The organism is Aeromonas sp. R10-2, from assembly GCF_040908445.1.
Taxonomy (GTDB): Bacteria; Pseudomonadota; Gammaproteobacteria; order Enterobacterales; family Aeromonadaceae; genus Aeromonas; species Aeromonas veronii.
Genome location: NZ_JBFODS010000086.1, coordinates 61,802 through 73,884, shown reverse-complemented (window position 1 = coordinate 73,884; position 12,083 = coordinate 61,802). Strand labels below are relative to the sequence as shown.

General features: G+C 64.1%; 10 protein-coding genes. 7 read left to right on the top strand and 3 right to left on the bottom strand.

The annotated features are described in order from the left end of the window. Positions 1–2: 2 nt before the first annotated feature. Positions 3–869, top strand: coding sequence for a helix-turn-helix transcriptional regulator (locus AB5Y97_RS16740; RefSeq protein ID WP_013723539.1), 867 nt, complete (start codon positions 3–5; stop codon positions 867–869). A gap of 80 nt (positions 870–949) precedes the next feature. Here AB5Y97_RS16740 and AB5Y97_RS16735 read toward each other — a convergent pair whose 3' ends face one another. Both AB5Y97_RS16735 and AB5Y97_RS16730 read right to left on the bottom strand, forming a co-directional pair. Beyond that, complete coding sequence (locus AB5Y97_RS16735) at positions 950–3,052, bottom strand: HAMP domain-containing sensor histidine kinase (RefSeq protein ID WP_162516085.1); 2,103 nt, start codon at positions 3,050–3,052, stop codon at positions 950–952. Positions 3,053–3,077: 25 nt separating this feature from the next. Further along, complete coding sequence (locus tag AB5Y97_RS16730) at positions 3,078–4,433, bottom strand: sigma-54 dependent transcriptional regulator (protein ID WP_058055711.1); 1,356 nt, start codon at positions 4,431–4,433, stop codon at positions 3,078–3,080. A gap of 255 nt (positions 4,434–4,688) precedes the next feature. On the opposite strand from AB5Y97_RS16730, the gene AB5Y97_RS16725 reads away from it, so the two are divergent. The 6 genes from AB5Y97_RS16725 (at position 4,689) to AB5Y97_RS16700 (ending at position 10,577) form a co-directional block, all read left to right on the top strand. Beyond that, entirely contained in the window at positions 4,689–5,519 is an 831-nt protein-coding gene (locus AB5Y97_RS16725; protein ID WP_201946196.1) for a substrate-binding domain-containing protein, read from the top strand. A 129-nt stretch (positions 5,520–5,648) separates the two neighbouring features. Beyond that, positions 5,649–6,350: an ABC transporter permease gene (locus AB5Y97_RS16720; RefSeq protein ID WP_158112132.1), complete on the top strand. Its 702-nt coding sequence runs from the start codon at positions 5,649–5,651 to the stop codon at positions 6,348–6,350. A gap of 34 nt (positions 6,351–6,384) precedes the next feature. Further along, complete coding sequence (locus tag AB5Y97_RS16715; RefSeq protein ID WP_201946198.1) at positions 6,385–7,080, top strand: energy-coupling factor ABC transporter ATP-binding protein; 696 nt, start codon at positions 6,385–6,387, stop codon at positions 7,078–7,080. Continuing rightward, positions 7,052–7,696, top strand: coding sequence for a molybdenum cofactor guanylyltransferase MobA (mobA, locus tag AB5Y97_RS16710; RefSeq protein ID WP_111900511.1), 645 nt, complete (start codon positions 7,052–7,054; stop codon positions 7,694–7,696). Before AB5Y97_RS16715 ends, mobA begins: the two co-directional genes overlap by 29 nt. Further along, positions 7,693–9,456, top strand: coding sequence for a bifunctional molybdopterin-guanine dinucleotide biosynthesis adaptor protein MobB/molybdopterin molybdotransferase MoeA (locus AB5Y97_RS16705; RefSeq protein ID WP_201946199.1), 1,764 nt, complete (start codon positions 7,693–7,695; stop codon positions 9,454–9,456). The genes mobA and AB5Y97_RS16705 overlap by 4 nt, the downstream gene beginning before the upstream one ends. Before the next feature lie 62 nt (positions 9,457–9,518). After that, on the top strand, positions 9,519–10,577 hold the full coding sequence (locus AB5Y97_RS16700) for an FUSC family protein (RefSeq protein WP_201946201.1): 1,059 nt from the start codon (positions 9,519–9,521) through the stop codon (positions 10,575–10,577). A 77-nt stretch (positions 10,578–10,654) separates the two neighbouring features. Here the strand turns inward: AB5Y97_RS16700 and AB5Y97_RS16695 are convergent, their stop codons facing one another. After that, positions 10,655–12,028 (bottom strand): HD-GYP domain-containing protein, encoded by a 1,374-nt coding sequence (locus tag AB5Y97_RS16695; RefSeq protein WP_368158511.1) that lies wholly within the window; start codon positions 12,026–12,028, stop codon positions 10,655–10,657. Positions 12,029–12,083 lie beyond the last annotated feature (55 nt).

Below are 12,083 nucleotides of genomic sequence, written 5' to 3'. Positions count from 1 at the left end.
TTATGAACGTCAAGCAGGTGGCGGAATACCTCGATCTCAACGAGAAGAAGGTCTACCAGCTCGCCAACGAGGCGCGCATCCCCGCCACCAAGGCGACTGGCAAGTGGCTGTTTCCCCGCTCCCTGCTCGATCGCTGGCTGCTCGGCAGCTGCCACGAGGGGGTGATGAACGACCGGCTGCTGCTGGCGGGCTCTGACGACGTGCTGCTGCACTACGCCAGCAGCCGTTTGGCACAACAGCTCGGCACCCAGGCACTGGTGGGCTACACCCCGTGCGGCACAAGGCAAGGGCTGGCGATGCTGGCGCGCGGCCATGTGGATCTCTGCGCCATCCACTGGGGGCAGGCTGAGGAGGCCCACCTGCGCCACCCGGCGCTGGTGCAGCAGTATCAGGGCCACCGGCAATGGGTGATCGTTCATGGATTCAGGCGGGTGCAGGGGCTGGTGCTGCGGCAAGGGCTGCAACCCAAGGAGGCGAAAGAGGCGCTCGACTGGCGCTGGGCCATGCGTCAGGAGGGGGCTGGCAGCCAGCGCGCCCTGCAGGAGTGGCTGCAAACGCAAGGGGAGTCTCTGACCCGGCTGGAGCGCACCCTCGAGGTCAACAGCGAGCGGGAGCTGGCCGCCGCCATCAGCCGTGGCGATGCGGATGTCGGGCCCGGCGCCCAGAGCACAGCCACCGAGTTTGGCCTCGGCTTTATGCCCTTGTCGCAGGAGTGCTTCGATCTGGTGATGCCGCAGGGGGTCTTCTTTCGCACCCTGCTGCAACAGCTGATCGGCTGGCTGCAATCCCCCGAGGGGCGCGAGCTGGCGGCCCGCCTCGGCGGCTATGACCTGACCCAGAGCGGCAAGCTGGTGTGGAGCCCGCAGTAAATAACCACTCACCCACCGACAAAACAGCCCGTCAACCATGTTGACGGGCTGTTTTTGTAACGGGCCTTTTTATAACAGCATCAATCGCTTGTCTCACGCCCCTCGGCATTGAGGGCGATGCGCCACCCTTCCAGTTTCGCAGGCTCGCTACCGCTGGGCAGCAGGGCGTGGCTGCGCAGCCGCACGGTAAAGCAGCTCCCCTGCCCCGGGGTGGAGTCCACCAACAGCTCTCCGCCCCAGCGACTGATAATGCGGTGACTCAGGGCCAGCCCCAGCCCGGTGCCGGTGGCACGGGTGGTGAAGAAGGGGTCGAAGATCTTGTCGATAATCGCCGCCTCGATGCCGCTGCCGTTATCGATCACCCGCACTTCTGCCCCGCGCAACTGACCCAGTTCGTCGACCCAGTCGCGACTCTCGACCCGGATCTCCCCCTGCTCTCCCAGCGCGTGGCTGGCGTTGACCAAGAGGTTTATCAGCACCTGTAGCAGCTGCTGACGATCCGCCTCGATGGGCTGCTGGGCCCTGAGATCGGCCACCAGCTCCACCTGCTGCTGGCGCAGGGCGGAGCGCACCAGCGTCAGGCTCTCCTCGATGATGGGATTGAGGTGCTGCCACACAGGCGCTGTCTCGTAGTCGCCGGGGCGCGAATATTGCAGCAGGCTGCGAGTGATGGCACGAATGCGCTCGATCTGGGCCAGCACCAGCGCCAGCTCCTCGCTGACCGGCTCGGCCGCCTCCCCCAGCTCCAGCTTCATCAGCTCCACATTGCCGAGGATCACCGCCAGCGGATTGTTGATCTCGTGGGCCACCCCGGCCGAAAGCTCGCCAAGGGCCGCCAGCTTCTCGCTGATCAGCAACTGCTGGCGCGCCTCGGTCAGCATATGGATATGATCTTCCAGCTCGGCGGTCTTGAGCTCAAGGCTTTGGGTACGCTCGGCCACCTTCTGCTCCAGCTCGTCGGCGCTGCGGGCCATCTGCTGCTGATGCGCCTCCTGCCTGTCCAGCATGGCGTCGAACTGGCGACCGAGCTGGGCCAGCTCGTGGTCGGGATCGAGCGCCAGCGGGCCGATACGGGCCGACTCCCCGGCCTGCACCTGCCGCACCACCTTGTGCATCCGCTCGATAGGGGAGAAGAGATCCCGCGCGCCGCGATAGACCAGCAGGCCGGAGAGCAGTAACAGCAGCACTACGCCGGAGCCCAGCTCCACCAGATTGGTGAGGTAGGTACGGATAATGGGCCACTCGAGAAAGCCAACATAGAGCATGCCGAGCCGCTCGCCCCTGGCTCCCAGCAGCGGCTCGTAGCCAGAGACATACCAGGCGTCGTGGACGAAGGCGCGGTCAACCCACATCTCCCCCCGCCCCAGTACTTGCTCGCGCACCGGCGGCGAGACCCGGGTGCCCACCGCCCGACCCACCTGACGGCTGCTGCTGACCGGCACGTTGGTGCTCACCCGCAGATCGTCGAGAAACAGGGTAACGGTGCCGACGCTGCCATCCGGCAGGGTATTTTTGGCAAACACCTGCCCCTTGAGCTCATCCACCAGCCGGGTGCTGCCGTTGACAAGCTCGCCCCCCTCCAGCACGGCCCAAAGGGAGCCGTCGCGGCCCATCACCGGCGTCAGTGACAAGCTGATCAGCCCCCTGTCCTCCACCACCCTGGTGCCATCCCGCTGCCACAGCACGGCCCGCTTGGCCAGTTGCGGGGAGAGAGCGAGCATCTCCTGCTGCGACCAGACCACGAAGTGGCTGACGCTGCGCCCGGCCGTGAGGGCGGCACGCTCCTGCGCCGTCAGCTGATCCAGCTCGGGGCCACGGCGCAAGCGCAGAAAATCGAGACCATAGTTGGCCGCCAGCGGCATCACCCAGTCATGCAACTGATCCGGCGATTCCCGCAGCCGCAGCTGAAAGGCCCAGGCATCGCGCAGATGCTCGAGATGCTCGGTCTGGCGCTGCTGCTGCACCGTGATGGCGTGATGGGCCACCCCGAGATCACTGCGTACCGTGGTGAGCAGGTTCTGCCAGCTGTAGGTGAGGGTCCAGTAGAGGGTGAGCGCGATCATGCCCACCAGGGTGAGCATGATGGGTACCGAGGTGAGCAGCAGCAGGCGCCAGCGCACCTTGGTGCGCACGCAACGGGGCAACAGGGCGCGCATGCAGCGGGAGAGCAGGGTCAGTTTCATCGCCACCCCATCCAGTCAGCCTTCCTCATTCGATGGCCCACTCCTTGAATTTGCGATCCAGCGTCTTGCGCGCCACCCCGAGCACCCGAGAGGCGGCCGACTTGTTGCCATCATGGCTCGCCACCACCTGCAGGATGTGGGCTTTTTCCACCTCCGCCAGCGGCCATGCCAGCGGATAGCCCTCCTCGCTCGCCCCCTGCTCGGCAGGCTTGCTGCTCTGCCAGTAATCCGCCGGGGGCTTGCCCAGCAGCAGGCAGCGCTCGATAAGGTTGCGCAGCTCCCGCACGTTGCCGGGCCAAGGGTAGGCCTGCATCGCCACCACATCCTCGTGGGTCCAGCTCAAGGAACCCATTCCCATCTCAGCGGTGAGCTGGCGGGTGAAGTGGTGCACCAGCGCGGGGATGTCGTCGATCCGCTCCCGCAGCGGGGCGACCGGCAGCGCCACCACGTTGAGGCGATAGAAGAGATCTTCGCGAAAGCGGCCCGCCTCCACCTCGGCCTTGAGGTTGCGGTTGGTGGCGGCGACGATGCGCACATCCACCGCCAATTCGCGCTCGGCCCCCACTGGGCGGATGGCCTTCTGCTCCAGTGCCCGCAACAGAGAAGCCTGCATGGCAAGGGGCATTTCGCCGATCTCGTCGAGAAACAGGGTGCCCTGATGGGCGACCCGGAACAGGCCGTCACGCCCCTTGCGGGCGCCGGTAAAGGCCCCCTGCACGTGGCCGAACAGCTCGCTTTCCAGCAGCTCCGGCGCGATGGAGGCGCAGTTGAGGGGCACAAAGGCCCCCATCCTGCCGGAGAGTTGATGCAGGGCGCGGGCCACCAGCTCCTTGCCGGTGCCGGACTCCCCCTCCACCAGCACAGCAGCGTTGGAGGGGGCCACTCTGGCGATGAGCGTCTTGAGCTCGCGGGTCTTGGCACTGTCGCCAATCAGGGTGGGCGGGAACAGCTTGCTCACCTCCCGGCGCAGCAGCAGGTTCTCCCGCTCCATCTGGCGGCGCTCGATGACTCTGTCCACCGCCTGCACCATCTGATCGAGGTTGAAGGGCTTGAGGATAAAGTCGCTGGCGCCGAGGCGCAGCGCCTTGAGGGCGGTCTCCATATCGCCAAAACCGGTCATGAAGATGATGTCGCTGCGGCGAGTGGCCGGGTCTATGGCCTCGTGCCACTCGATGCCGGAGCGCCCCGGCAGCCGGATGTCGGCGATGATAAGGTCAAAGTGAAGGCGGCAGCGCAGGGCTTCCGCCTCCTCCACGCTGGCGGCAGTCTCAATCTGGGCAAAACGCTTGGCCAGCGCCTTGGCCAGAAAGCTGCGCATGCCGGGCTCATCGTCAACGATAAGCAGGGAGAGGGCAGACCAGCGGCTGGGAGGGAGTGTCATGGAAAAAAGTACCTCGGATGCACGTACGGTCGGTGAATGTCCCGATAACCGGAACCTTAGTGGGACATTTTGTCCTTACCGTATCAAAAGCACCAACACCAATTATTAAAAGCGATAACAAGCTCACCTAATTGATTTTAATAAGCTTCTGTTTTTAAACGGCAAACCGTGAATGCAGCGGCACAGGAACAGTTTGGCACCCTGCTTGCTTACTTTTGCCCTCTCCTCATCCACCCTGAAAAAAGTTGCATCACGATGACGATAAAAACCAACCTCAAACGTTTTGCCCTCTCCCTCGCCGCCAGCCTGCTGATCGCCGGTGCTGCCCACGCTGACACTACCAAGGCGCCAATTCGCCTCGCCACCACCACCAGTACCGAGCAGTCCGGTCTGCTGGGCTGGCTGCTGCCCCAGTTCACCAAGGAGACCGGTTATCCGGTGCAGGTGATGGCGGCCGGTACCGGCCAGAGCCTGAAGATGGGCGAGAATGGCGATGCGGATCTGGTGATGACCCACGCTCCCTCTGCCGAGAAGAAGTTCGTCGATGCGGGCTTTGGCATCGAGCCGGTACACCTGATGTATAACGACTTCGTTATCGTCGGCCCGGCGAAAGATCCGGCGGGTCTCGGCAAACTGCACGACGCGGCCAAGGGGCTGCAGGCCATCAAGGAGCAAGGCCAGATCTTTATCTCCCGCGGTGACGAGTCCGGTACCCACATCAAGGAGAAGACCCTGTGGCAGGCCGCTGACGTCAAACCCGAGTTTGCCGGTTACAAATCCATCGGCCAGGGGATGGGGCCGACCCTGACCATGGCCTCCGAGCTCGGTGCCTACACCCTGACCGACCGCGGCACCTGGCTCGCCTACCAGAGCAAGCTGGATCTCGCCGTACTGCTGGAGGGTGACAAGCGCCTGTTCAACCCCTATCAGGTGATCCTGGTCAACCCCAAGCGCTACCCGGATCTCAACACCGAAGGGGCCCGCACCCTGAAGAACTGGCTGGTCTCCGAGCATGGCCAGAAGCTGATCGGCGACTTCAAGGTGGCGGGTCAGGCGCTGTTTGTAGCGGATGCCAACGGGAAATAATGGCAACCCTGACCCCTGCGATGACCTTGATGGCCCTCCCCCGGTTCACTGAGGGAGGCGCCTGATGCCGACCCTGCTCGACACGACCTTATTGACGGCCCTCGCCCTGCACGATGAGAGAGAGGTCTGATGCCGACATTGATCGACACGACATTGGCTGCCCTCGCCCTGCTGTTCAGTGGTGACACCGAACTGTGGCAGGTGGTGGGGGTCTCCTTCTCCGTCTCCTGCATCGCCCTGCTGCTGGTGCTGCTGCCCGCCTTGCTGCTGGGCTTTGCCCTGGCCTATCTGCCGCTGCCCGGCCGCTGGCTCTGGCTCTCCTGCATCAATACCCTGCAATCGGTGCCGACCGTGGTGATTGGCCTCTTGCTCTATATGCTGCTGTCGCGGGCCGGCCCCTTTGGCGACTGGAAGCTGCTCTTTACCCAGCAGGCGATGGTTGTGGGGCAGATGCTGATCGCCTTCCCGGTGATCGCCACCATGGCTCACGCGGCGTTTGTCCAGAGCGACCGACGTGCCTGGGAAACCGCCCTGACCCTGGGGGTCTCCTGGCCCAAGGCACTGCTCGGCCTGATGCACGAGTGCCGCTTTGGCTTGCTGGCCGCCATCATCGGTGCCTTTAGCCGCATCGTCACCGAGGTGGGCTGCTCCATGATGGTGGGGGGCAATATCCTGCATTTCACCCGCAATATCCCCACCGCCATCGCGCTGGAGACCCAGAAAGGGGCCTTCACCCAAGGGGTGGCGCTCGGCATAGTGCTGCTCACCCTCGCCCTCTTGCTCAACCTGCTGCTGACCGCCTGTCGCGGCCACAGCTATCTGAAGAACTGACCATGCCCCCACTGTGTATCAACAGGAGTACCCCATGGCCCTGACCGCCCACCAGCTAACGATGCGCTTTGGCGAACGCCAGCTGTTCGAGATTGACCGGCTCACCATCGCACCGGGGGATGCCATCTGGCTGCATGGAGCCAACGGGGTGGGCAAGACTACTTTGCTCAAAATCCTGGCGGGGCTGCTGGCCCCCACCCGCGGCCACACCAATCTGCCGGGGCGCTGGCAACAGCGGCTCAACCGGCTGCTCAAGCGGGAGCTGGGACCGGGCCGGGTCACCTATCTGCACCAAACCCCCTATCTGTTCGATCGCACAGTGCACGACAACGTGGCCTGGGCGCTCGATAAACAGCTCGGCAGCGAGATCCGGGTGTTCGAGGCGCTGCGCCGGGTCGAGCTGGAGGGGCTGGCGCGGGAGCACATCAGCATTCTCTCGGGTGGCGAACGGCAACGGCTGGCGATGGCACGCGCCTGGGCGCTGCAACCGGCCTTTCTGCTGATGGATGAGCCCACCGCCAATCTGGACACACATTCGGTTGCCCTGATGGCCGCATTGGCGCAAGATCTGCGGGAACATGGCAGCGGCCTGGTCGTCATCAGCCACCAGAGCAACGCCCTGACCGACCTGTGCGAGCGGCAATGGACCCTCGCCCGTGGCCAGCTGCAAGAGACGACCCCTTTAAAAATCATCGAGCGACATGACTTCAAAAAGCGACAGCCACTCTGATCCCGTTGCCGTATCAGCAGTGATCCTGGCAGGAGGCCGCGCCACCCGGATGGGGGGCGAAGACAAGGGATGGGTAGCACTGGCGGGACGCCCCCTAATCGACCATGTTTTGGCGCGCCTGCGCCCCCAGGTGGATGAGGTGCTGATCAACGCCAACCGCAGTCAGGCCCGCTATCAGGCGCTGGCCCCGGTCATCAGCGATGACAACAACGACTATCTCGGCCCGCTGGCGGGCATGCAGGCAGGTCTTGCCGCCGCCCGTCACGACTGGGTGCTGTTTGTCCCCTGCGATGGCCCCGCCCTGCCGCTGGATCTGATGAGCCGCTTTCGCGCCGCCCTGACCCCGGATACCGAGCTGGTAGTGGCCCACGATGGCGACTGGCTGCAACCCGTGGTGGCCCTGCTGCACAAATCCCTGCTCCCCTCCCTCACCGCCGCACTGGCAGAGGGAGAGCGCAAAATCGATATCTGGTTTGCCCGCCACAATATGGCGGTGGTGAGCTTTGCCGATCAGCCGGATGCCTTTATCAATCTCAATAGCCCTGCCGAGCTGGCCGCCTACGAGGCCCGTCTGCTTGCCCCGGCTATTGACCCCCAACAAGGAGTCACCTCATGACCCCGGCCCCCACTCTTCCCCTGCTTGGCTTCGCCGCCTGGAGCGGCACCGGCAAGACCACCTTGCTGGAGCAGTTGATCCCCCTGCTGGTGGATCGCGGCCTGCGCATCGGGGTGCTCAAGCACGCCCACCACGACTTTGATATCGACCAACCGGGCAAGGACAGCTATCGCCTGCGCAAGGCGGGTGCCCAGCAGATGATGGTCGCCTCCCGTCGTCGTCATGCTCGTATCATTGAAACGGAACTGGCCGAAGCCGATTTTCGCCAGCTGCTGGCCAGCTTCGATCAGACAGAGCTCGATCTGCTCTTGGTCGAGGGGTTCAAGCACGAACACTTCCCGAAAATCGAGCTGCACCGCGCCGAGATTGGCAAGCCGCTGCTCTTCCCCGAAGACGGCGACATCATCGCGCTGGCCAGCGATCAGCCCCAACAGAGTGGCGAACAACAGCAGACAAGCCTGCCCCGCCTCGATATCAACGATCTGGCGGCCATTGCCGACTTCGTCTGCCGCTGGCTTGACGGCTGCCAGAGCAAGGAGCCTGAGGCAGGCAACGGCTTTTTGTCGGTCGAAGCGGCCCGCAACGCCATTCTGGCGGCCCTCACCCCGAGCACGGCCTGCAGCGACAAACCGCTGGCCCAGTGCCACGGCGCCGTGCTGGCCGCCGATCTGATAAGCCCCATCAATGTGCCCCCCCACGCCAACTCGGCGATGGATGGCATTGGCCTTCGCAGCGACGATCTGGCCGCCGGTCGCTGGCAGCTGGTGGGGGAAGTGCTGGCAGGCCAGCAGCGCCACGAGCCTGTGCTGGCCGGTCAGGCGGTGCAGATCATGACCGGCGCCCCGCTGCCCCCCGGTGTGGATACCGTGGTGATGCGGGAAGAGACGCTGATTGAAGGTGAGTGGGTCACCGTCACCGCCCCAGTCCGGGCGGGGCAGAATGTGCGCCTCGCCGGCGAAGATCTCGCCAAAGGTGCGGTCGCCATCCCGGCCGGTACCTGGCTTGGCGCCCCCCAGCTGGGGCTGGCGGCATCACTCGGTCAAGCCAGTCTCACTGTGCGCACCCCGCTGAAAGTGGCGCTGTTCAGTACCGGTGACGAGGTGCAGGCGCCGGGCGAGCAGCTCGCCCCCGGCCATATCTTCGACAGCAACCGCTTCACCCTGATGGCCCTTATCCGCGCCGCCGGTTGCGAGGTGATGGACCTTGGCATCATTCCCGATGACAAGACCATTCTGCGCCAGCAGCTGGAGCAGGCCGCCGCCAGTGCCGATCTGGTGCTGAGCTCGGGCGGGGTCTCGGTAGGCAACGCCGACTTTATCAAGCTGGTGCTGGCGGAGCTGGGCCAGATCGATTTCTGGCGCATCCAGATGCGGCCGGGCCGCCCGCTCGCCTTTGGCAAGCTGGGGCAGACCCCCTTCTTCGGCCTGCCGGGTAATCCGGTAGCGGCGATGATCTGCGTGCTGCAGTTTGTCGAGCCGGCCATCGCCCGCTTGCAAGGCAAGCGGTGGCAGCCGCTGCGCCTCTCGGCACTGGCGGACGAGAAGATGAAGAGCCGCCCGGGGCGCACCGAGTTTCTGCGTGGCATCTTCCATCAGGACCGTAACGGCCAGCTGCGGGTGCGCACCACAGGGCCACAGGGCTCCGGCATTCTCAGCTCCATGGCCGATGCCAACTGCCTGATCGAAATCGTACCGGATCAACCCGGGATCGCCATTGGCGAGCGGGTCTGGATCCACCCCCTGCAGGGACGACTGGCCTAAATCCCGACGGGGCGTTGGCCGGATGCACGGCGCCCCGTCCCCCACCTGACAGGAGGCAGACCGTGCGTCTTGATGCCCCCCTCTCCCGACTCGATCTGCTGGTCTACGGCCACTATCGCATCGTCCATGGCCTGCGCATTGCGCTCGCCTTTATGCTCACCTTTCTGCTCACCCGCCAGCTGCAACTGCCGGAGAGCACCTGGCCGCTGATAACCTTGGTGGTGGTGATGGGCCCCATCTCATTCTGGGGCAATGTGCTCTCACGCGCCCTGCAGCGGGTGGTGGGCACCATCTTCGGCGCCAGTTGCGGGGTGGTAGCGCTCTATCTCGAGATCTACTCGCTACCGCTTACCCTGATCTGGTGCGGGTGCATCATGTTCCTCTGCGGCTATCTGGCCCTCGGCAAGCGCCCCTATGTGGGGCTGCTGATCGGCATCACCCTGGGAGTCACCATGGGGGCCATGCCGGGGGACATAGAGACGGCGCTGTGGCGCAGTGCCGACGTGATACTGGGCTCCCTGCTGGCGCTGCTCTTTTGCAGCATCTATCCCCAGCGGGCCTACAGCCACTGGCGGCTGCAACTGCACCAGATCCTGCAGCAGTCGGGGCGGCTCTATCACACTCACCTCTCCCCCAATGTGCTGGAGCGCCCGCGCCTCAAGCACAATCTCTCCCAGCTGCTGGCACAGACCGGCAAACTGCGGGCCCTGCTGGCCCCTGCGGCCAAGGAGACACGCCACAGCGTCGCCCTGTTTGATGCGGTGCAGGTCACCATGCGCAACACCCTCTGCACTCTTGAGATGCTGGCCAACACCTACTGGAACGATCGGGAGAGCCACTTCCTGATGCAGAGCACGGCTGCGCTGCAAGCCTGCCATCTGGCCACCGAGGAGGCGATCAACCAGCTTGCCCTGATGATGCAAACCGGTGACGGGCGCGGGGCCGATGCCGCCATCGCCCGCCTGCACGAGGTGGCGACCCAGGTATCGCTCCCCCCCAATACCGAGGCCGCCATCAATGGCTACCTCTGGCTCAACGTCCAGCTGACCGAACAGCTCACCCACCTGCGCCGCCTGCTGGGACTGATCCTCACCCCGCCCCATCGCAAGCAGCCCGACTAGATCCAATGTAAAACGCCCCGCAGTGGCGGGGGCGTTTTGCTGTCTGACTGGCCGCTTGGGCCGTTGTTCAGCAACTCTTAACTGGCATTGGCCAGCGGCTGCTCGGTGGTGAGGTAGAGGGAGAAATCCTGAATACCCTCCTGCAGGGCGGCAAAACAGTCGGGGTCTATTGCGGTGCCCAGATTCTCCGCCATCATCTCCAACGCCTGCGGCACAGGGATGGCGCCGCGATAGGGGCGCTTGGCGGTGATGGCATCGAAGATGTCGGCTGTGGTGATGATGCGCGTCTCAAGGGTAATCTCGTTCCCCTTCAGCCCCTTGGGGTAGCCCTTGCCATCGAGCCGCTCATGGTGGGCGCCCGCCACTTGTGCCAGCTCCTCGAAGGCGCCGATACGGCTCAGGATCTCCTCGGTATAGGCGGCATGCATCTGCACCGCCGCCCACTCCTGCGCATCGAGTTTGCCCGGCTTATCGAGAATGGCGTTGCTCACCCCGAGCTTGCCCACATCATGGAGCAAGGCGCCCCGCTTGAGCCAGCGTCGACGCGACTCGGACAACCCCATCTGGGTGGCAAGAATGTCGGTATAGAGCGCAACCCTGCCGCTGTGACCCGCGGTGTAGGGACTTTTGGAGTCCACCACCTGCCCGAAGGCCGCCGCGATTTCGTCCAGATAATCTTCATCCAGCGCTACCTCCCCTTGCCCGGTCGGGTGGACCAGCACCCACTCGGTCAGTCGGGGATCGGCCAGTCCTTGCCAGAACTCTTCGTCGGCCAGCGCTTCAAATTCCCGAACCAGTGCCGGATCAAACCAGCTGCCGCTGCGCTCGCGCAGCTCCTTGAGCGCCGCATCCGGGCCTGCGGCTGCGTGAAACACATCCACCACCTGACAGAGCAGGGCAATGCGCGAGAAGAGCGGGATCGCCTCGCCAGCCAGTTGCAGGGGCCGACCTTTGCCATTCCAGTGTTCATCAAGGGAGAGGATGCCATCGGCTACCTCGTCACTGAAACGCAGCTGGCGAGCAATATCCGCCCCCCGATGACAGCGGGTCTGGATCAGTTCGTTGGCAATCTGGTCACCGTTGCGAAAGATATGAAACAGGCTGCGAAAACGTCCCAGCAGATCCGCCTGCAAGCCGGTGTGGCCCAGCACAAAGTTGACTACCTCGGAGAGGGAGCCATCCACCAGTTTGAAATCGCGTTTGAAGTGAAGATCGTCGGTGAGATAGAGCTCGCAGATACGGGCGGCATTGCTGCTGCACCCAAGATCCTTAAGCAGGAGCGTGTAGTAGAGATCATGGCGCAGCCGGGCGTCCAGTCCCAGCCGCTCTCCCAGACGGGAACCTATCCAGCAGCAGCGAATGCAGTGTCCTCTTGGTTGCCCCTCGGTCATATCGAGCGCATGACTGAGGGAACCAATCAACTCCGCCAATCGCAATCCATTCACCGTCATAGTCTACTCCCTTAGACATCATGGCGATTTTGCCAGCAGATTAGGTATACCCCAT